General features: G+C 69.2%; 19 protein-coding genes and 1 tRNA gene. 8 read left to right on the forward strand and 12 right to left on the reverse strand.

The features are described from left to right. Positions 1-279 precede the first annotated feature (279 nt). The 8 genes from ABTZ89_RS18300 to ABTZ89_RS18335 form a co-directional block, all read right to left on the reverse strand. Positions 280-1,950 (reverse strand): polyamine aminopropyltransferase, encoded by a 1,671-nt coding sequence (locus ABTZ89_RS18300; RefSeq protein ID WP_351046067.1) that lies wholly within the window; start codon positions 1,948-1,950, stop codon positions 280-282. Continuing rightward, a complete protein-coding gene (locus ABTZ89_RS18305; protein WP_270951439.1) occupies positions 1,947-2,372 on the reverse strand; it encodes a DUF350 domain-containing protein in 426 nt (141 codons plus the stop codon). Before ABTZ89_RS18305 ends, ABTZ89_RS18300 begins: the two co-directional genes overlap by 4 nt. A 30-nt stretch (positions 2,373-2,402) precedes the next feature. Continuing rightward, on the reverse strand, positions 2,403-3,431 hold the full coding sequence (locus ABTZ89_RS18310) for a hypothetical protein (RefSeq protein WP_351046070.1): 1,029 nt from the start codon (positions 3,429-3,431) through the stop codon (positions 2,403-2,405). Next, the gene (locus ABTZ89_RS18315; protein WP_270951441.1) at positions 3,428-3,865 is read right to left on the reverse strand and encodes a DUF4247 domain-containing protein; all 438 of its coding nucleotides are present in this window, start codon (positions 3,863-3,865) and stop codon (positions 3,428-3,430) included. The genes ABTZ89_RS18310 and ABTZ89_RS18315 overlap by 4 nt, the downstream gene beginning before the upstream one ends. A 2-nt stretch (positions 3,866-3,867) precedes the next feature. Beyond that, positions 3,868-4,488: a DUF4178 domain-containing protein gene (locus ABTZ89_RS18320; protein WP_351046074.1), complete on the reverse strand. Its 621-nt coding sequence runs from the start codon at positions 4,486-4,488 to the stop codon at positions 3,868-3,870. A 170-nt stretch (positions 4,489-4,658) separates the two neighbouring features. Continuing rightward, on the reverse strand, positions 4,659-7,208 hold the full coding sequence (gene otsB, locus ABTZ89_RS18325; RefSeq protein ID WP_351046077.1) for a trehalose-phosphatase: 2,550 nt from the start codon (positions 7,206-7,208) through the stop codon (positions 4,659-4,661). A gap of 129 nt (positions 7,209-7,337) precedes the next feature. Beyond that, complete coding sequence (locus tag ABTZ89_RS18330; protein WP_270951447.1) at positions 7,338-8,777, reverse strand: alpha,alpha-trehalose-phosphate synthase (UDP-forming); 1,440 nt, start codon at positions 8,775-8,777, stop codon at positions 7,338-7,340. Between the two features lie 135 nt (positions 8,778-8,912). Further along, on the reverse strand, positions 8,913-10,355 hold the full coding sequence (locus ABTZ89_RS18335) for a threonine/serine exporter family protein (protein ID WP_351046081.1): 1,443 nt from the start codon (positions 10,353-10,355) through the stop codon (positions 8,913-8,915). 231 nt (positions 10,356-10,586) lie between these two features. On the opposite strand from ABTZ89_RS18335, the gene ABTZ89_RS18340 reads away from it, so the two are divergent. Further along, a tRNA-Thr gene (locus tag ABTZ89_RS18340) sits at positions 10,587-10,662 on the forward strand. A gap of 136 nt (positions 10,663-10,798) precedes the next feature. On the opposite strand, the gene ABTZ89_RS18345 is transcribed toward ABTZ89_RS18340, so the two are convergent. The 3 genes from ABTZ89_RS18345 to ABTZ89_RS18355 all read right to left on the reverse strand — a co-directional run bounded on the left by ABTZ89_RS18345 (position 10,799) and on the right by ABTZ89_RS18355 (position 12,683). Further along, on the reverse strand, positions 10,799-11,077 hold the full coding sequence (locus tag ABTZ89_RS18345) for a type II toxin-antitoxin system RelE family toxin (RefSeq protein WP_351046084.1): 279 nt from the start codon (positions 11,075-11,077) through the stop codon (positions 10,799-10,801). Beyond that, positions 11,074-11,379, reverse strand: a complete 306-nt coding sequence (locus ABTZ89_RS18350) for a hypothetical protein (protein ID WP_351046087.1) — start codon at positions 11,377-11,379, stop codon at positions 11,074-11,076. Before ABTZ89_RS18350 ends, ABTZ89_RS18345 begins: the two co-directional genes overlap by 4 nt. A 245-nt stretch (positions 11,380-11,624) precedes the next feature. Continuing rightward, positions 11,625-12,683 carry a chitinase gene (locus ABTZ89_RS18355; protein ID WP_408641901.1) on the reverse strand — a complete coding sequence of 353 codons (1,059 nt, stop codon included), beginning with the start codon at positions 12,681-12,683 and terminating at the stop codon, positions 11,625-11,627. A 242-nt stretch (positions 12,684-12,925) separates the two neighbouring features. On the opposite strand from ABTZ89_RS18355, the gene ABTZ89_RS18360 reads away from it, so the two are divergent. After that, positions 12,926-13,381 (forward strand): GNAT family N-acetyltransferase, encoded by a 456-nt coding sequence (locus ABTZ89_RS18360; protein WP_351046090.1) that lies wholly within the window; start codon positions 12,926-12,928, stop codon positions 13,379-13,381. 49 nt (positions 13,382-13,430) lie between these two features. Continuing rightward, positions 13,431-13,907 carry a DUF2127 domain-containing protein gene (locus ABTZ89_RS18365; RefSeq protein ID WP_351046093.1) on the forward strand — a complete coding sequence of 159 codons (477 nt, stop codon included), beginning with the start codon at positions 13,431-13,433 and terminating at the stop codon, positions 13,905-13,907. A gap of 69 nt (positions 13,908-13,976) precedes the next feature. On the opposite strand, the gene ABTZ89_RS18370 is transcribed toward ABTZ89_RS18365, so the two are convergent. Then, positions 13,977-15,179, reverse strand: coding sequence for a hypothetical protein (locus ABTZ89_RS18370; RefSeq protein WP_351046096.1), 1,203 nt, complete (start codon positions 15,177-15,179; stop codon positions 13,977-13,979). Positions 15,180-15,444: 265 nt separating this feature from the next. Here ABTZ89_RS18370 and ABTZ89_RS18375 point away from each other — a divergent pair, with 265 nt between their 5' ends. The 5 genes from ABTZ89_RS18375 to ABTZ89_RS18395 all read left to right on the forward strand — a co-directional run. Beyond that, a complete protein-coding gene (locus tag ABTZ89_RS18375; RefSeq protein ID WP_270951455.1) occupies positions 15,445-16,167 on the forward strand; it encodes a S1 family peptidase in 723 nt (240 codons plus the stop codon). A 338-nt stretch (positions 16,168-16,505) separates the two neighbouring features. Beyond that, positions 16,506-17,078: a diaminobutyrate acetyltransferase gene (gene ectA / locus ABTZ89_RS18380; RefSeq protein WP_408641902.1), complete on the forward strand. Its 573-nt coding sequence runs from the start codon at positions 16,506-16,508 to the stop codon at positions 17,076-17,078. A gap of 66 nt (positions 17,079-17,144) precedes the next feature. After that, positions 17,145-18,392 (forward strand): diaminobutyrate--2-oxoglutarate transaminase, encoded by a 1,248-nt coding sequence (gene ectB / locus ABTZ89_RS18385; RefSeq protein WP_270951456.1) that lies wholly within the window; start codon positions 17,145-17,147, stop codon positions 18,390-18,392. Between the two features lie 145 nt (positions 18,393-18,537). After that, complete coding sequence (locus tag ABTZ89_RS18390) at positions 18,538-18,948, forward strand: ectoine synthase (protein WP_270951458.1); 411 nt, start codon at positions 18,538-18,540, stop codon at positions 18,946-18,948. Between the two features lie 207 nt (positions 18,949-19,155). Next, positions 19,156-19,649, forward strand: a 494-nt coding sequence (locus tag ABTZ89_RS18395) for a phytanoyl-CoA dioxygenase family protein (RefSeq protein ID WP_351046101.1), incomplete at its 3' end; no start/stop codon positions are given.

The raw sequence follows: 19,649 nt of genomic DNA on the forward strand, positions 1-19,649 counted from the left end.
GCCTGGACTCCGGGTGCCCGACTTTATGTATGCCAATACACGGCAGTCGGGCCGTCCTCGCCAGGCGAACGCTGAGAACCCGCGGCGGCGCAAGCGCCGAGGGTGGGCTATGCGCCTGCGGCGCATGCGACTCTTGCCGCGCGGTGCCGGACGTGCCTCGCGGTCGCAGCCCGGACAGGATGAAAAAGGCTCGATTGAAACTGCGGATCCCGTGCCCGGGTTTTGCAGTTTCAATTGAAACTGTGTTCAGTCGCGGCTGAAACCTGCGGACGGTCCGGGTCAGTAGTTCTCCCACTCGCCTTGGGCGTGCTGGAGGATCGTCGGGTGCATCAGGGTCGACGGCTCCATGCCGGGGATCCGGGTCCGGTCCGGCGGGAACGTCGCCGCCGCGCGCAGGGTCGGCTCGTCCAGGGAACGCAGGGGCGGGGCGTCCTGCGGCAGGCGGAGTTCCGGCGCCCCCGGCGAGGCCAAGGGGCTCCGCACTGCCTGGGGATCCGCAAATTCCATTGAACTTCGAGGTTCGATTTCCATTGAATTTGCGTCCCCCGGTGCCGCTGAGGCGAGGTGGAAGCCCCATTCGCCGAAGCTCGGGACCGTCACCGAGTACGGGACGGTGCGGAGGTCGGCCGCGCGCATGGACGACTCGATGCACCAGAAGGCGTTGGGCGCGAAGAACGGCGAGCCCGCTTGGACCACGACGCGCGCGTCGTCGGCCATCGCGTGGCGGACCAGGCCGTAGAACTCCGTCGAGTACAGCTTCGCGGTGGCCGTGGAGTCCGCGTCGGGCATGTCGACCAGCACCACGTCGAAGCGGTCGCGGTTCTCGCGCAGCCAGGTGAAGGCGTCCTCCGAGACCGTGCGGACCCGCGGGTCGTCGAAGGCGTGTCCGTTCAAAGTGGACACTTGCGGATCGGTGCGGGCCAGCTCCAGGACGGCCGGGTCGAGCTCCACCAACGTGGCCTCGCGGACGTCCGGGTAGCGCAGCACCTCCCGCAGCACCAAGCCGTCCCCGCCGCCCAGCACCAGGACGCGACCCCGAGGTCCCGCCATCGCCGGGTGCACCATCGCCTCGTGGTACCGGTACTCGTCCATCGAGCTGAACTGCAGATCGCCGTTGAGGTACATCCGGGTGTCGTGGGTTCCGTTGAACGACACCGATTCGGTGAGCACGACCTCCTGGTACGGCGTGCGCTCGGCGTGCACCACCGGATCCGCGTACAGCGCCTGCCGCGCGGTCACCTCGAAGTCGTCGGCGAACACGTACGCGCCCACCAGAACCCCGCCGACCAGCACAGACGTCCCGGTCAGCAGCAGCACCGCCCGCTTGGACAGCTCGCGGCGGAACACCGTGAGCACCAGCGCGATACCGGCCGCGGCGTTGACCATGCCGACCACCAGCCCGCCCTGGACCTGGCCGAACAGCGGCAGCAGCAGGAACGGGAACGCCAGCCCGCCGACCAGACCACCGACGTAGTCGGCGGCGAACAGGTCCGCGACCGCGGAACCGGCGTCCTGGCGCCGAATCCGCTGCAGCAGCACCATCAGCAGCGGGATCTCCGCCCCGATGAGCACGCCCAGCACCAGCGCGGTCGTGATCAGCGCGGGTGTGTAGAGGCTCAGCCACGCGAAGGCCGCGTAGAGCAGCAGCACGCTGAGCCCGCCCAGCAGCGCTAGAAGCAGCTCGATGGCCGCAAACGCCTCAGCCGCCCAGCGTTGCAACGGTTTCGCCGCCAGCGCGCCGACGCCCATCGCGAAGACCATCAGCGACAGCACGATCGACGCCTGCCCGACGGTGTCGCCGATCAGGTAGCTGCCCAGCGCGACCAGCGCGAGCTCGTAGACCAGACCGCAGGCGGCGCAGACGAACACCGCCACCAGCACAGCGGTCCGGGCGAGCCGACCGCGCGGCCTGCTGGGGGCGACGTCCGGTTCGACGGCGGTCTCGGTCACCAGATCGCCGCGGCGATGATCACCGCGATCACCAGGTGCGCGCCCGCCGACACCCAGGTGGCCGGGTGCAGGTCCGGGGTGGACAGCTCGTCGCCGAGCTTGCCCGGGGTGATGGCGTCGATCAGCAGGAACGACAGGCTCATCAGGACCAGCCCGAGCAGGCCGTAGGCGAGGGTGCCGACGAGCCCGGCGACCAGGTCGTCGGAGCTGGCCGCGATCGCCGTGGTCAGGATGACCCCGACGCCGAGCAGTCCGGAGACCAGCAGCAGCGCCGCGTTGGGGTTGCGCCGCACCCAGATCAGGTCGCGCAGCTTGCCCGGCGTGGCCAGGTCGACGAGCACGTAGCCGAGCGCCATCATCGCCACGCCGATCACGCCGTAGGCGACGGCGGCGAGCATGCCGTGGAGCAATTGCTGGAGCAAGGTGGGGTCCTTCTCGTGTCGTGAGCGGGGTCAGCGGCCGGGACCGGGCGGGCCCGGAGGTCGCGGCGGCCACGGCGGTTGCGGCCCGCCCTGCAGCGGCGGGAAGCCCTGACCGGGCGGCGGATTCGGGCCGGGCGGCTGCCCGGGGAACGGACCATGCTGCTGTGGCGGTGGGCCCTGCGGCGGTGGCCCCTGCTGCGGCGGGCCCTGCTGCGGCCACGGCGGCGGTCCGGGCGGCGCGGCCACGTGCTGGACGACCGGCGGAGGACTCGCCGGCGGCCCCGACGGCCCTGAACCCGACGAGGTTTCGTCCGATGTGGACTTCTGCTTCGCACGACCGATGAGGCCGAGCACCAGCCCCAGCACGACGACGAACCCGAGCGCGCCGAGCGCCACCCAGACCATCACGCTCGAACCCGAGCCGTCGCCCGGCGGCAGCGGCGCGGTCGAGGCGTCACCCGCCGGTTCCTCGTCCGGCACCTGCGGCGCCTGCAGCGCACCGCTCTCCACCAGCAGCAGCGGGAGTCCCAGCGCCGCCTGCCCGGTGACCGACACCGGCTCCTCGGCCAGCGAGTCCGCGGTCACGCCCATGTTCACGAATTCCGTCGTGGTCGGCACCTGCCGCAGGTCGTCCGAGGTGACCACCTCGACGGCCGCGGCGTCCGGGTCGTCCTCTGTGGACCCGAGCGCGACGACGACCTGGACCTCGGCCCAGCGCGGGCAGCTGTCGGCCGGGACGTTCGGGCCCCGGCTGGAGCCCTGGTCGAACTGCTCGGTCGATCCGTCCACGAGCTTCCAGCCGAAGCAGACCCCGTGCAGCTTCTCGGCCTCCGCCAAGCCCTTCGAGAGCTGCTCCGCGTCGGCGGGCGAGAACCGCGCGATCGGCGGCCCGGAGTAGCTGCCGGAGCTGGAGTAGACCTCGGTGTCCTCGGAGGTGAAGGTTGTCTGCGGCGACCCGCCGGAACTGGTCGCCGCGCTGATGATGCCCACCAGCGCGAAGAAGCCGATCCCGCCCGCGACGACGCCCAGGTGGCGCTTGGGTTTGGCGAGGGCGCTCATTTGCCCGCTCCTGGGCCGCGACCGCGGAAGCTCTCACCGCGCGGGCTGCTCCAGCCCCAGACGCCGCCGACGTGCGAGTGGTAGCGGTTGTACGCGTGGCGGGCGTCCATCACGTGGATGACCGATCCCCGCTGGTACGGCTTGATCACCACGGCGTCGCTGGAATACCGCAGGTAGATGCCGGAGGAGTCGGTGTACTGCGACTGCGGGCGCCACTTCTGGCTGATCTCGAACGCGACGACGCTCGGCGCCTTCGGGCTGGTGTAGGCGCGGTTGTCGGAGTCACCGCTCAGGTCGAGGTTCGCCGCGCGGGTGTAGGTGTTCGCGACGTAGCCGCGCGGGCCGGTGCCGGTGGAGAACACCGTCACCAGGCCGATGATCAGCGCGAGCACCGCCGCGACGCCGGCCAGCGCGAACCAGAACTTCGGCTTCACGGTCAGCTCGCAGTGGGGTAGATGAGCACGTCGTAGCGGCTGAGCGCTTCGCCCGTGCTGGCTTCCCAGTCGGCGTCGCCGTAGGACTCGAAGCCCAGCAGCGCGCCGTCGGACGATTCGTAGTCGTGGTAGCGGACGGTTCCGCGCTCGGCGAGCCCGGTGGTGGCCTCGCTGCGGAACTCGGCGCTGCCGGACTCCTCGGAGTGGTAGGTGCGCCCGCCGAAGGAGACGGTCTTCGGGCCCGGCTCACCGGCGTCGGCCACCGGCGTCCACAGCGAGAGGATCAGGTCCGGGTCCTCCTCGACGGCCAGCCACACCTGGGTGCCCTTGGAGTCGTCGAGCAGGTGCTCCGACCAGGTCCAACCGCCTTCGGACAGCCGCAGGCTGCCGCGCACGGTGAACGACTGGCCGCGCACTTCGACGATGTCGCCGGCCTTCAGCGCGCGCGGGTCGCCGCGCAGCGAGTCCTGGTCGCCGGTGTTGAAGGGATCGGTGGGGCGTTCCGGTTCCGGCGGCTGCGCTGTGGCGCGCTTGGCGCGGATCCCCATGATCACGGCGATCACCGCGACGACGATCAGCACGACCACGAGAATGATCAACGCTGTGACCAGCCCGTTGTTCACCCGTCCACCCCTCACCTGTGCGCGAGCTCCGGCACAGAGGGTATTCGTACACCGCCAACCGGATGACCCGATTCACCCAAATCGTGATCCGGGTCCCGACGAGAAACCCGTGAGCACTTTGGGCTGCCATGGCAACCCAAAGTGCTCACGGGTGGTGAACTGCGGAAACGTCAGGCGGACAGCAGCTGGGCGCAGCGGATCAGGCCCAGGTGCGAGTAGGCCTGCGGGTGGTTGCCCAGGGAGCGCTCCGCGATCGGGTCGTACTCCTCGGACAGCAGGCCCGTCGGACCCGCCGTGTCCACGATCTGCTGGAACAGCTCCTCCGCCTCGGTGCGGCGGCCGATCAGCAGGTACGCCTCGATCAGCCACGCCGCGCAGAGGTGGAACCCGCCCTCGTCACCGGGCAGACCGTCGTCGCGCCGGTAGCGGTACACGGTGGACCCGCTGCGCAGCTCCGCCTCGATCGCGGTGACGGTGGCCTGGAACCGCTCGTCGGCCGGATCGATCAGCCCGGACAGGCCGACGTGCAGCGACGCCGCGTCCAGGTCCGAGCCCTCGTAGGCGGTGGTGAACGCCTGCACGTCCGGGTGCCAGCCGTTCTTCACCACGTCCTGCCCGATCTGGTCGCGCAGCGGCCCCCACGACGGGTCGGCCTCGCGGCCGTAGGCCTCGGCCAGCTTGACCGCGCGGTCCAGCGTCACCCAGCACATGACCTTGGAGTACACGTGGTGCCGCGGCACGTCGCGCTCCTCCCAGATGCCGTGGTCCGGTTCGAACCAGCGCTGCGAGACAGCCGCCGCCATCGCGGTGACCAGTTCCCAGTCGACGTCGCGGATCCGGCCGGTGGCCTGCGCCAGGTGCGCGATCAGCTCCACCACCGGGCCGAACACGTCGAGCTGGACCTGCTGGTCGGCGAGGTTGCCGACGCGGACCGGCCGGGATCCGGCGTAGCCGGGCAGGCTGTCGATCACGGCCTCCGGGCCGAGCCCGGTGCCCTGCAGCGTGTACAGCGGGTGCAGCCGTTCCGGGCCGGGCAGCGTCTCGAGCACGCGGTGCAGCCAGTCCAGGAACGCCTCGGCCTCGTCGGTGGAGCCGAGCGTTACCAGCGCCTGCGCGGTCATCGCGCCGTCGCGCAGCCAGCAGTACCGGTAGTCCCAGTTGCGCACGCCGCCGATCTCCTCGGGCAGCGAGGTGGTGGCGGCGGCCATGATCCCGCCGGTGTCGGTGTTGCACAGGCCGCGCAGGGTCAGCGCCGAGCGGGCGACCAGGTCGCGCTCCACCTCGGGCAGCGACAGCGTCTTCATCCACTCCGACCAGTACCGGTCGGCCTCGTCGCGGCGCTCCACCTCCGCCTGCGCCGGGGACAGGTCGTCCGCACCGCAGCGCAGCTCCAGCACGACCGGGTCGCCGTCGGTCAGCTCCAGCACCGCGTGCGCCGACTCGTGCATGCCGTCGGAGGTGATCTCCCACTGCACGCCCGGCGAGTACAGCACCATCGGCTCCGCCGTGCCCTGCACCCGCAGGCCACCGGCTTCAGCGGTCAGCCGCACCGGCACCTGCCCGAACTCGGGGCGCGGCGCGAACTCGACGTCGGCCGTGGTGCTGCCGCTGATCACGCGGATCAGGTCGGTGCGGTGGCTGTCGGTGCCGTGCGCCAGGTAGTCCGTGACCAGCAGCCGCGACCAGCGCGTTTCCACGGTCATCGTGTTCGGCACGTAGCGCTGGCCCAGCGGCAGCGGGCTGCGCTGGGTGCCGTTGCCGCCGTGCGGGCGGACGCTGAAGTGGCCCGCGCCGGAGCCGCCCAGCAGGTCGGCGAACACCGCCGCCGAGTCCGGACCGGGGTGGCACATCCAGGTCAGCCGCGCTTCCGGGGTGAGCAGGGCGACGGTGCGCTCGTTGGACAGCATCGTCAGCCGCTCGATCGGCGGGGCCTGCTCGCCGTAGAGCCAGGTCCGGCGCTCCTCCATCAGGAACGCCAGCACCGTCGCGACGTCGGCGGCGTCGCCGACCCGGTAGCGGCCCAGGGTGTCCCCGGCCCCGACCTTGATCCCCAGGTCGGGGCCGTGCAGGCGGGCGAAGGCCTTCTCGTCGGTGACGTCGTCGCCGAGGAAGATCGCGGCGGTCGCACCGACCTGGTGGCGCAGGGTGTCCAGGGCGTTGCCCTTGTCGGTCTGCACCACCGCGAGCTCGATGACCTCCTTGCCCTCGGTCACCTCCACGCCGTCCCACTGGGCGGGGCCGGTGCGCACGGTCTCCAGCACCTCGCTGGCGACGTCGGGCTCGGCGCGGCGGACGTGCACCGCGACGCTGGCCGGCTTGGCCTCCAGCGTCACGCCTTCCTTGCCGCGCACGATGTCCTGCAGACCGATCTGCAGCTCGGTGCGCAGCTGGGTGGCTTCGGGTTGGAGCTCGTGCACGAACCCGACGTCGAACTCGGATCCGTGGCTGCCGACCAGGTAGACCTCGGCGGGCAGGCGGGACAGGGTCGCCAGGTCGCGCAGCGCGCGCCCGGAGATCACGGCGGTGGTGGTGGCGGGCAGCGCGGCCAACGAGCGAAGGGCGTGCACCGACTCCGGCAGCGGTTTGGCCTGGCTGGGGTCCGCCACGATGGGCGCCAAGGTGCCGTCGTAGTCGCTGGCGACCAGAAGTCGGGGTGTCCGCGCGAGCTGCACGATCTCGCGGCGCAGCTCCGCAGGCAGGGCTTCGGCGGTCAACGCCATACTCCTCATCAAGGGGGCGTGGTCAAGTCCGTGTTGATCGATCCGGATCCGGTCATCGTTGGTGACCGGCCGGTTCCAACCAGTATTGCTGACGCTTGGCTGTCCGTGTTGCGGACCAGTTGCTCGCAGCTATTCCGCGAGGGGCGTGCCCAGAGCTTCGAGGAACGACCGCGCCCAGCGGTCGACATCGTGCGTGAGCACTTGCCTACGCAGTGCGCGCATCCTACGGCGTCCCTCGGCCTCGTCGATGTCGAGGGCGGCCAGCAGCGCGTCCTTCACACCGTCGAGGTTGTGCGGGTTGACCAGGAAGGAACTCGTCAGCTCGGCGGCGGCCCCGGCGAACTCGCTGAGCACCAGCGCCCCGCCCAGGTCGTGGCGGCAGGCGACGTACTCCTTGCAGACCAGGTTCATGCCGTCGCGGACCGGCGTCACCACCATGACGTCGGCGGCGCAGTAGAAGGAGACCAGGTCCTTGCGGTCCACCGAGGTGTGCAGGTAGTGCACCGCGGGGTGGCCGACGCGGCCGAACTCGCCGTTGATCCGGCCGACCTCGCGCTCGATGTCCTCGCGCATCTGCTTGTAGTGCTCGACGCGTTCCCGGCTGGGCGTGGCGATCTGGATCATCGTCACGTCCTCGGCCTTGACCTTCCCCTCGGCCAGCAGCTCGTGGAAGGCGTGCAGCCGGACGTCGATGCCCTTGGTGTAGTCGAGCCGGTCGACGCCGAGCAGGATCTTGCGCGGGTTGCCGAGCTCGGCGCGCAGCGACTTGACCCGCTGCTGGATCTCCTTGGTGCGCGCCAACCGGTCCAGTTCGGCGGAGGCGATGGAGATCGGGAACGCGCCGACCCGCACCGTCCGGTCGCCGACCTGCACCACGCCCGGCCGCGAGCGCACGCCGACCTGGCCGCGGCTGGGTTCGAACCCGGCCAGCCGGCGGGCCAGCCACAGGAAGTTCTGCGCCCCGCCCGGGCGGTGGAAGCCGACCAGGTCGGCGCCCAGCAGTCCGCGCACTATTTCGGTGCGCCACGGCAGCTGCATGAACAGCTCGACCGGTGGGAACGGGATGTGCAGGAAGAACCCGATGCGCAGGTCGGGGCGCAGTTCCCGCAGCATCGCGGGCACCAGCTGCAGCTGGTAGTCCTGCACCCACACCGTCGCGCCCTCGGCGCTGACCTCCGCGGCGGCTTCCGCGAAGCGCCGGTTGACCCGCTGGTAGGCGTGCCACCAGGAGCGGTCGAACACCGGCGGCACCACCACGTCGTGGTAGAGCGGCCACAGCGTGGCGTTCGAGAACCCCTCGTAGTACTCGGCGAACTCGGCGGCCGACAGCCGCACCGGGTGCAGCTGCAGACCGTCGTCGGCGAACGGTTCGACGTCGATGTCGGCCACCCCGGGCCAGCCGACCCACGCGCCGCGCCGGGCGCGCAGGAACGGCTCCAGCGCGGTGACGAGGCCGCCGGGGCTGTGCTTCCAGCGCTCGGTGCCGTCGTCGAGGCGCTCCAGATCGACCGGCAGCCGGTTGGCGACCACGACGAAATCCGCTCGGTTGGGCTTGCTGCCCTTGTCCACCGGTGTTCCTCCCGCCGTGTCAACGACCTGTCGCGAGGCTAGCCAATCCAGCCCGCTGCGGCGTGCTGCGCGCGGGTCAACCGGCGCAGCACCCGCCACAACCCTTCCGAACGGCGAAGATCGCGCCGGAGGGGGTCAATCCAACCGCCTCTTGGCGGGGCGCAGCGGCCCGGACAGCCGAGGTCCGGAGAAGCGGCGTTCCAACCTACCGAGCCGGGTGCGCACGGGCTGGGCGAGGTATTCGCCGAGCACCACGCCCGCACCGAGCGCGAGACCGGTCGCGACGGCCAGCATCAGCGTCGTCGCGCCGCTGGTGCTGCCGAGCACGGACAGCTCGTACAGGCCGCGGTAGGTCGCCAGACCGGGCAGCAGCGGTGCGACGCCGGAAACCGCGATCACCAGCGACGGGATCCGCAGGCGGCGCGCGATGATCCCGCCGACGAAACCGACGAGGGTGGTCGCCACCGCCCCGGCCAGCACGGTGTGCACCGCGGCCAACGTCAACACCGCGTGCATCCCGGCCGCGACCGCACCGCCGATCCCGGCCACCAGCAGCGGCCGCGGCGGCGCGTAGCTGGCCAGCGCGAAGCACGCCGAGGTGGAGGCACCGGCGAGGACCTGCAGGGACAGCGACAGCGCGGGCGCGAGCACTTGAGCGCGCCCGACGTCGGTGGCGTTGATCCCGGCGACGGTGTCGCCGCCGATGCGCACGCCGATGTAGAGCGACAGCACCACACCGGCGATCAGTCCCGCCGACATCAGCGCGAGTTCGGCCATCCGGCCCGCGGCGGTGACGTTGTAGCCGGTGATGGCGTCCTGCATCGAGCCGACCACGGTCATCCCGGACAGCAGCACGATGATGCTCGCGGCCACCGCCAGCTGCGGGTTGTCGAGCCAGCCGATCGCGTAGAAGGTGATCGCGATGCTGGTGGCGACGGCGCCGCCGACGGCTTGCTGGAAGAAGAACGGCAGGGCGCGCTTGTTCAGCAACCGCCCGATGCGGTCGACCAGCGCGGTCGCGGCGGCTGCGGTGATCGGCAGCATGACGCCGCCGCCACCGCCGCCGAGCAGCACGGCCAGCGAGGCCGCCATGCCCGCCCAAGCCACGGTCGCGACCCATCGGGGGAACGGGTGTGAGGAGGTGGTGATCCGGTCGAGCTCGGCGTAGGCGTCGGCGGCGGAGAGCTCGTTGGCGATGATCCGCCGCAGCAGCGCTTCGACGTCGGAGAGGCGGGTGTAGTCGATCGAGCGGTTGCGGACCACGCGCAGCGAGGTGATCGGCGCGTGTTCGGTACCGCGGTAGCAGGAGACGGTGATCGACGTGTAGATCACGTCGACCTCGCAGTGCGGCAGACCGTAGGCGTTGACGACGGCGATGATCGTGGCGGTGACGTCGGAGGCGCCGGCGCCGCTGGCCATCTGGACCTCACCGATGCGCAGGCCGAGGTCCAGCACGAGGTGGACGGTTGATTCGTCGGGCAGGGCAGGCCCGTAGACGACGTTGCGAGCCCCCGGCGGGATGGTGGCCTCCGGGTCGCGCCGCCGCAGCACACCCCGGGCGCGCTGCGTGATTCCCAATGCTGCTCTTCCCTCCTGCCGCCCGGCTTTGCGGGCGGATCGCCGTGCCGGATCTTCCCCTCGGGCATCGCCTGTCATGAGCCGACCGTTGCACCTAGATTCCGTGGCGTCCATCACTATCGCGCCGCTCGCCTGCCAGCGGCGGAGAACATCCTCCGCCCGCAGTGCCCCAGCCGCTTCCCAAGCGACGGCCACCGATGCTTACGATGTCCCCGCACGAACGAAGTGCGCGCCGCTGTAGCTCAGCTGGTAGAGCGCCCGCCTTGTAAGCGGACGGTCAGGGGTTCGAGTCCCCTCAGCGGCTCCAAAACTACCAGCGAACCCCCCATCACCAAGCCGTTGACCAGGTGCGTCGGGTCTCATTCGGCGTTCTGCGGGCAGCTGCTGATCCAGCGCGCGCCCTCAGATCCAGCAAAAGAAGGCCGAACTCCGCGCCTGCGGCCCTAGGACGGCCGGTACGCATCCCGTCGGTGGGCAACGGTCACGACCGTGACCGTGATCTGGCCGTCATCGATCGAGTAGAGAGCGCGGTACTCACCGCGGCGCGTACTGCACAGGCCGTCGAACGGCACGTCCAGGCGCTTTCCAAGGCGGTGGGGGTTGTCGGCGACCGGGCCGGTCAGGTGGTCGTGCATGGCCATGGCGGCAGCCAATGGCAAGCGGTTCATCTGACGACGTGCAGCAGCGGTGTAAACGACCGCGTAGCTGCCCCGCAGACTCACTCGTTGTCCTGCCGAGCTTGCAGATCGGCGGCCATCTGATCGGCGGTGACGGTACGTCCGGCGGTCAGGTCCGCGAGTCCTTCACGCAGATCTCGGATGAGGTCGGAATCAGAAAGCACTTCGATCGTCTCGCGCAGTCGGTCGATCTCTCCTGACGGCACCACATCAGCGACGTGTTCGCCGTGCGCGACTACCGGCACCGTCTCACCGTGCTCGGCCCGGCGAACAGCATCGGTCCACGACGACAAGGCCTCGCCCACTGACGACAGCGCCTCGCCCACCGCATCGGCGCTCACGCTCACTGGCTGCTCCCTCATAGTCCGCATTCTGCTGCATATCCAGAGAGATCGACCAGATCCAGCGGCTGGAACTGGGGCGACTCAACCTGTCTACCGGCCGCGGAGCGCTCCAGCATTGATCTTGGGAGCGAATCCCTCGAAGGTGTGTTCCCCGGATTCGGCAAGCGATTCGAAGCCGACCGACGAGCACGGCGAGACGCCCCGTCCGGGAGGTTCCGGGCGGGGCGTTTTCGCGGTGCGGTGGTCCGTCAGCGGCCTTGGAGGGATTTGGCGTTGTCCCCGAAGGTCCAGTTCTTCGAGCCGTCCCAGTTGAGGGACCAGGTCATCAGGCCCTTCAGGTTTCCGCCGTGGTGGTTCCACGCCTGGGCGACCAGGTCCGGGGACATGTAGCCGCCGCCCGCGCCCGGTTGGGCCGGGAGGCCTGGGGCCTGCTTGTCGTACGGGACCTTGATTTCCGTGCCCTGGACGACGAGACCGTTGTTCAGGCAGTCGGTTTGGGTCGTGAAGCCTTCGACCGTGCCCGCTTCGTAGGAGTCGCCGGCGCAGCCGTACATGCTTCCGTTGTAGTACTGCATGTTCAGCCACCAGAGGCGGCCGTTGTCCGCGTACTTCTTCACGATCGGCAGGTAGGCGCCCCAGATCGAGCCGTACTGCACGCTGCCGCCGGTCACGTAGGCCGTTTCCGGGGCCATCGTCAGGCCGAAGCCGTCGGGCATCTGGGCCAGCACGCCGTCGATGATGCGGATCAGGTTGGCCTGCGACGGCGACAGCTCGTTGATGTTGCCGCTGCTGCTCAGGCCGGTCTCGATGTCGATGTCGATGCCGTCGAAGTTGTACTCCTTGAGGATCGGCACCACGGTTTCGACGAACCGGTCGGCGACCGCGCTGGAGGACAGGTCGATGCCCGCCGTCGCGCCGCCGATCGACATCAGGATGGTCATCCCGTCCGCTTTCGCCTGGCACATCTCCTCCGGCGTGGCCACCTTGACGGTGCTGTCCATGCCGTCCTCCCACAGCACGGTGCCGTCGGACTGGATGACCGGGAACGCCGCGTTGAGCACGTTGTAGCCGTGCTCGCGGATCGCCGGATCAGTGATCGGCGTCCAGCCGAACGGCGGGTGCACGCCGTTCACCGCGCCGTCCCAGTTTTCCCAATAACCCTGCAGGACTTTTCCTTCCGGTTTCGGCTTCACCGGACAGCTGGCGGGCGCTTGCGGCGCGGAATCCGGCACTTCCGCCGAGGCCGGAAGCACCGGAAGCACAGCGGTGAAAGCCACCGCCGCACCAGCTCCGACCAGTCGTTTCATCCGACCGAGCATGCGTGGACTCCCCTCCGACTGGACCAGTTACGGAATTGGTCCTGAATCGAATTCAATCGGCGAATTCCAATGAACAACCTTTATGTCAAGGCACGGAAGGGAAAACAAGATCGCCGCCGGATTGGTATTTACCAATTATTTCTCCGGGCCTCGAAACAGGACCGTCACGCCGAAGTTCCACCGGCGAAACCCGGCTCCCGGAGGATGCGGGCGACGAGAGGAGCGGTGCAGTGAAGATCGTCGTCGACGACCTGTCCGGACCGGAGATCGCCGAGTTCCTCACCGCCCACGTCGACCAGCTGCGGGCGATCTCCCCACCCGAGAGCACGCACGTGCTCGACCTCGACGAGCTGCGCCGACCCGAGGTCACCGTCTGGTCGATGCGCGAGACCGGCGACGTGATCGGCTGCGCAGCGCTCAAGGAACTGGACGCCGACCACGCGGAGCTGAAGTCGATGCGCATCGCGCCGACCCACCAGAACCGCGGCCTGGCGTCCCGGCTGCTCGCCCACATCACGGCATCGGCTCAGCAGCGCGGATTCTCCCGGCTGAGCCTGGAAACCGGCTCCTCCGACTTCTTCGAACCAGCCCGCCGCCTCTACGCCAAGCACGGGTTCACCCCGTGCGAACCCTTCGCGAACTACCAACCGGACCCCAACAGCACCTTCCTGACGAAGCGCTTCTGAGCCCGCGCGACGTCCGGCTGATCTGGATCAGGGCGCGCATGATGGGGCCGTGCCCGAGCAGAAGACGTTGACCGACAAGCTCTTCCTGGTCGCCATCCTGATCAAGGGGCTGGATGGCGCGGTGCAGCTGATCGGCGGGATCGTGCTGATCTTCGTGCAGCCGGAGACGCTCACCCGCCTGGCGCACGCGGTCGTCACGCGCGACCTGGTCGGACCGCCTGCGGGGCCGCTGGCCGGGCACTTCGAGGAGGCGATCCAGCACTTCGCCAACGGCAACCGCACGTTCGTGATCGCCTACCTGGTGCTGCACGGCGTGATCAAGCTGGGCCTGGTGATCGCCCTGATCCGCAAGGTCCTGCCGATGTACCCGGTGGCCGCGGCGGCGCTGGGCCTGTTCGTCCTCTTCGAGATCCTCCGAGCGGTGCAGACCCGTTCGATCGTGCTCCCGCTGCTCGCCGCGCTGGACGTGGCGATCATCGTCCTGGTCATCAAGGAGTACCTGGAGCTGCGCCGCCAGCGCGATTGACCGGTCGGCCCCGCCCAGAAACGACCGTCGCCCGACACGCCGGAGCATGTCGGGCGACGGCGCGCGGAGTCAGGCGCGCTTGCGCAGCACCAGGAGGAGCAGGGCGCCGGCGGCCACCAAGGCGCCTCCGGCCAAGCTCAACGGGCCGGTCGGCACGCCACCCGTCTTGGCCAGGTGCTCGACGCCGCCTGATGGCCTGCCACCGGACGGATCATCGCCGGGCCAACCACCACCCGCAGTCGGCTCGTGAGACCACTCTCCGCCTCCCCCGGGCGGCTTGTGGCAGGTCGGCTCGGGCGGTTCCGGGCACGGCCGGTGCTCGCACGTCGGCGGCGGTTTCGGACACGTCGACGTTCCGGTCGCGGTCGGTTCCGGCGGGCCGGTCGTCGGTTCCGTCGCAGTGGGCTCGGTGGTCGAGGTCGGCGATTCCGACGTGGTCGGCTCGGTGGTCGAGGTCGGCGACTCCGACGTGGTCGGCTCCGTCGTCGAGGTCGGCGACTCCGACGTGGTCGGCTCCGTCGTCGACGTCGGCGGGGTCTCGGCTTCGCACTCCACGCGGACGTCACCGGCCGTCACGTCCATCAGCTCGCCGTCGAAGACGGTCGCGCCCGAGGCGTCGTGCATGACCGCGTGCACCTGCACCCGGATGGCCGCGTGCGCGCCGTGGGCGTAGGTCTCCTCGATCCGGGTCACGTCGACCGCCAGCGTCACGGCACCGATGCCGGACAGCCCCATCCGCGCGCCGGTGGTCTGCACCGTGGAGGTTCCGGCGGGCAGCGGCCGGGTCACGTCGTCGAACAGGTAGATCGTGTTCGAGTCGGTCGCCGCGTACGCCTCCTCCTGGTTGGCCAGCGGCGGCTGCGTGCAGCGGGCCCAGGTGTGCAGCGCACCGAAGCTGAGCAGGTTCGGGCCACCGCTCGTCGCGGAGATGCCGAAACTGCTCCACGCGGCGCTGGCCTCGCGCGATCCGGTGCTGTCCGAGGCCCGCGCAGTCGAAGTACCGGGCGGCGGGGGGCCGCCGTACCAGCCGTTGACGTGGCTGCGCACGCCCTCGGGGTCGCCCTGGTCCCAGGAGACGAGTCGGTCGCCGGGGCCGGTGGCCGCCGAACCGAGCTCGCCGCTGAACCCACCGACGCCCGCCTCCGGAACCGCGGTGACGTTCAGCTGCAGCAACGAGCTCTCGGCCACCGCCTGCTGAGCGGTCGCGGCCGGTGCCGCTGCCACGGCCACCGCGGCGACCGCCGCCAAGATCGAATGTGCGGCTCTGATCACACGCGGGAGCGTAGGTGTCCTTTTAGGACTCCGCCGGGCAGCGATCTCGGCACGCCTGGATGACTCGCCACCGACTCCGATTACGGAGAGCGGGAAATCCGGGAATTCTCGGCGCTTTCCCGGAACCGCACCGTGATCATTTTTGATCGGTTCGCCGTTAATTTGGCGAGTTGTCTCCAACAAATGGACACAATCACACGAACGAGTGAAGAGTGCATTTCGGTTCGAAACCAGCTGCGTTCCTCGCGAACCGAAGGAGATCAGCGTGTCGCTCGCCCGAAACCTCGCAGGCGTCGCCGGGGCCGTGCTGGCCGCCGCGGCGTTCACCGCCCCGGCCCAGGCCGCCGAGTCCACCCCCTCGGACGTCCAGCCCAACATCATCGACGGCCGGGAGGTCGACAGCGCGCCGTGGGCCGCCCGGCTGTTCGCCGACGGCCAGGAGAACTGCACCGCCACCATCATCGCGCCGGAGTGGGTCCTCACCGCGCAGCACTGCGTCGCCGGCGGCGGCCAGCTGAGCTTCAACATCGGCGACGTCGACCAGACCAAGGGCGAGCACGCCGAGGCCAAGCCGGGCGGCGTGGTCATCCACGAGACCGCCGACCTCGCCCTGGTCAACATCGACCACGCGGTGCAGACCGAGTACTCGCCGCTGGGCTCGACCGGCGACGTCCAGAACGGCCAGACGGTGCAGACCTACGGCTGGGGCGCCACCTGCACCGACAAGCCCGAGATCGAGTGCCAGTCGCAGATCCTCAAGGTGGCCGACGTCAACGTCACCGACATCGCCTGCAGCGACTACCGCGGCGGCACCGCGGTGTGCGCTAGCCGAGGCGACGGGATCCCGGCCGGCGGCGACTCCGGCGGCCCGATGTTCGCCGGGAACGTGCAGGTCGGCGTGGCCTCCACCAGCGACCGGCAGACCACCACGGCCTACACCAACATCACCGAGTACCGGGACTGGATCAAGTCCGTGGCGGGCGTGTAGTCCGACTCACCCCTCGGCGGTCCGCTCGGGTGCGCACCAGCACCCGAGCGGGCCGCTCGCGTTTGGATTTCACCCGATCCGAGCAGTTTTTTCGGCTATCGAAAATCATCTTCGCGAGACGCGCGGAACAGTCCGCGAATTCAACGTTTTCGCAGGTCAGCCCGTCAAGGAAAGAATGATCGACAATACTCATCAGCGCGCGACTAACACCACGCCGGAGCGCAAATCAACGTTTCTGTAGTGCTCATCACGTGTAAAATTGCGTCTCGCCTGGTAGACGACTGGTTATCGCGTCGTGAGCCTGACGCGTTACGGATGTTCTGTTAAGTTGGCGAAGCATGACCGGCGACAAACCGAGCCATAACAACGACGAACGAAATGGCGGAAGCGGTTCAGCCGGACGGTTGGAGATCGACGCTCCGGTCGTCGCGGACGGCCCTGAGCTCTACCGGATCACCCGTGATTCGGCGGTGCTCGACGTGAACTCGTCCTACGCATATCTGTTGTGGTGCCGGGACTTCGCGCAGACCTCAGCGGTGGCGCGCATCGACGGTGCGGTCGTGGGATTCGTGACCGGGTACATCCGGCCCGACGCCCCGGACACCCTCGTGGTGTGGCAGATCGCCGTCGATGCCTCCCAGCGCGGTGGTGGCGTGGCAGGACGGCTCCTCGGCCACCTGGTGGACCGAGTGCAGCCGCGCGGCATCCGCTACCTGGAGACGACGATCACCGCGGACAACGAAGCCTCGATCAAGCTGTTCACCGCGCTGGCGCGCAACCGCGCGACGGAGATCGAGCGCAGCGAGTTGTTCACCGCCGACCTGTTCCCGGATGCGCACCTGGGGGAGGACCTGTACCGCATCGGGCCGTTCGCGGCGGCCCCCGCCACAACGGCCGCAACCGACCGCTGAACGCACGAAATCTTGCCTGTTGCCGAGGCGCGCCAGGAGTGCGCAGCCCGGCACGAACGGAGGATCGTGAACGACATCTTCGCAACCCTGGAATCCGAAGTACGCAGCTACTGCCGAACGTGGCCGACCGTGTTCGACCGCGCGTCCGGCAGCTACCTCTACGACCAGGACGGCACCGCCTACCTGGACTTCTTCGCCGGCGCCGGTGCTCTCAACTACGGGCACAACAACCCGGTGCTGAAACGCAAACTCCTCGAGTACATCGAGCGGGACGGCGTCACCCACGGCCTGGACCAGTCCACCGTGGCCAAGGGCGAGTTCCTGAAGTCCTTCCAGAAGAACGTCCTCGAGCGCCGCGGGCTGAACTACAAGGTCCAGTTCCCCGGCCCGACCGGCACCAACTCGGTCGAGTCGGCGCTGAAGCTGGTCCGCAAGATCACCGGCCGCGAGTCGATCATCAGCTTCACCAACGCCTTCCACGGCATGACGCTGGGTTCGCTGTCGGTCACCGGCAACTCGATGAAGCGCGGCGGCGCGGGCATCCCGCTGGTGCACGCCACGCCGATGCCCTACGACGACTACTTCGACGGCCAGGTCCCCGACTTCCTGTACTTCGAGAAGATGCTCGAGGACAGCGGCAGCGGTCTGAACGAGCCGGCCGCGGTGATCGTCGAGACGCTGCAGGGCGAGGGCGGCATCAACTCGTCCCGGCCGGAGTGGCTGCGCGGGCTCTACGACCTGTGCCAGAAGCACGGCATGCTGATGATCGTCGACGACGTGCAGATGGGCTGCGGCCGCACCGGCCCGTTCTTCAGCTTCGAAGAGGCCGGCATCCAGCCCGACATCGTCTGCCTGTCGAAGTCCATCGGCGGCTACGGCCTGCCGCTGGCGCTGACGCTGATCAAGCCGGAGCACGACGTGTGGGAGCCGGGCGAGCACAACGGCACCTTCCGCGGCAACAACCCGGCGTTCGTCACCGCCACCGAGGCGCTGGAGCAGTACTGGTCCGACGACGCGCTGGAGAAGTCGACGATCGCCAAGGGCGAGCGGATCGGTGCGGTGCTCGACGAGATCGTCGCCGAGCACGGTGGTGCGATCGCCAAGGGCCGCGGCCTGGCGCGCGGCATCGGCTTCGACGACCTCAACGTGGCGGGCAAGGTCTCCAAGGCCGCGTTCGACCGCAAACTGCTGGTGGAGACCTCCGGTCCGTCCAGCGAGGTCCTCAAGCTCATGCCGCCGCTGACCATCTCGGACGACGAGCTCGAGAAGGGCCTGCAGATCATCCGCGACTCGGTCCGCTCCGTGCTCGCCTGATCGAATCCGCTGACGGCGCCCGCAGGTTCTCACCGGTGCTCCGCGCGCCTTGCTGTCCATCGAGGACAGTTCTGAGAACCTGCGTGCGCCAGTCGCGAGGCGCCCGCGCGGCGCGCGAACCGAACTGAAACAACTTGGAGGAAACGTGATCGTCCGGCACCTGTCGGAAATCGAGGACACCGACGCCGACATCAAGTCGGAGAACTGGCGCAGCAAGCGGATCATCCTGGCCAAGGACAAGCTGGGCTTCTCGGTGCACGAGACCACGCTCTACGCGGGCACGGTCAACGACTTCTGGTACGCCAACCACATCGAGGCCGTGTTCATCACCCAGGGTGAGGGCGAGGTCGAGAACAAGGCGACCGGCGAGGTCCACCAGCTCAAGCCGGGTTCGATCTACGTGCTCAACAACGCCGACAAGCACCAGGTCCGGCCGCGCACCGAGATGAAGACCGTCTGCGTCTTCAACCCGCCGGTGACCGGCCGCGAAATCCACGACGAGAACGGCGTGTACCCGCTGATCGTCGAGGACGACGAGGCCGCTGCGGCCAACTGACGGCCTGACGGCTTTTCTTCTTCGCCCGTGGCGGGTAACCGATGTATCGGTTGCCCGCCACGCGCGCAATGGTCTCCCCCGCGCGGACGACGTGGGGGGTTGCGGGCGCACCGCGCGTGTGCCGCTTCTAACCGAGGAACCGAGAAATGGCGGCGGTGCCGACGGCATCAGCCGCTCCGGCGGGAATTCGCGAAGGAGGCGCAAACCATGACCGTCGCTGATCTCAGCATCCAGGACCGCTACCCGACGCGGGTGGGCACTTCGCCTGCACCGATCGATCGGGTCGACCCCACCGTGTGGCCAGGGGTGGACGCGGGCCCGGCCAGCCCGGAGGAACTCCGGGCGCACGAGATCAAGGGCTTCCACGTCGTGGAGGGGATGCTGTCCCCGGCCGAGGTGCAGACCTACTGGCAGGAACTGGAACGGCTCACCAGCGACCCTCGGGTGCGGGCCGACGAGCGCACCATCGTCGAGCGGTCGTCCGACGAGGTCCGCTCGATCTTCGAAGTGCACCGGATGAGCGAGCTGATCGCCGAGCTGGCCCGCGATCCGCGGGTGCTCGACCGGGCGCGGCAGATCCTCGGCTCGGACGTGTACGTGCACCAGAGCCGGATCAACTACATGCCGGGTTACCGCGGCACCGGTTTCTACTGGCACTCCGATTTCGAGACCTGGCACGCCGAGGACGGCCTGCCCGCGAT

The sequence above is a fragment of the Saccharopolyspora sp. NPDC002686 genome (assembly GCF_040295745.1).
GTDB lineage: Bacteria > Actinomycetota > Actinomycetes > Mycobacteriales > Pseudonocardiaceae > Saccharopolyspora > Saccharopolyspora oryzae.

Coding starts and splice junctions, on each gene's coding strand:
- ABTZ89_RS18310 (WP_351046070.1), bottom strand. CDS start 3,431: ATGAGCGCCCTCGCCAAACCCAAGCGCCACCTGGGCGTCGTCGCGGGC.
- otsB (WP_351046077.1), bottom strand. CDS start 7,208: ATGGCGTTGACCGCCGAAGCCCTGCCTGCGGAGCTGCGCCGCGAGATC.
- ABTZ89_RS18355 (WP_408641901.1), bottom strand. CDS start 12,683: ATGAAACGACTGGTCGGAGCTGGTGCGGCGGTGGCTTTCACCGCTGTG.
- ectA (WP_408641902.1), top strand. CDS start 16,506: ATGACCGGCGACAAACCGAGCCATAACAACGACGAACGAAATGGCGGA.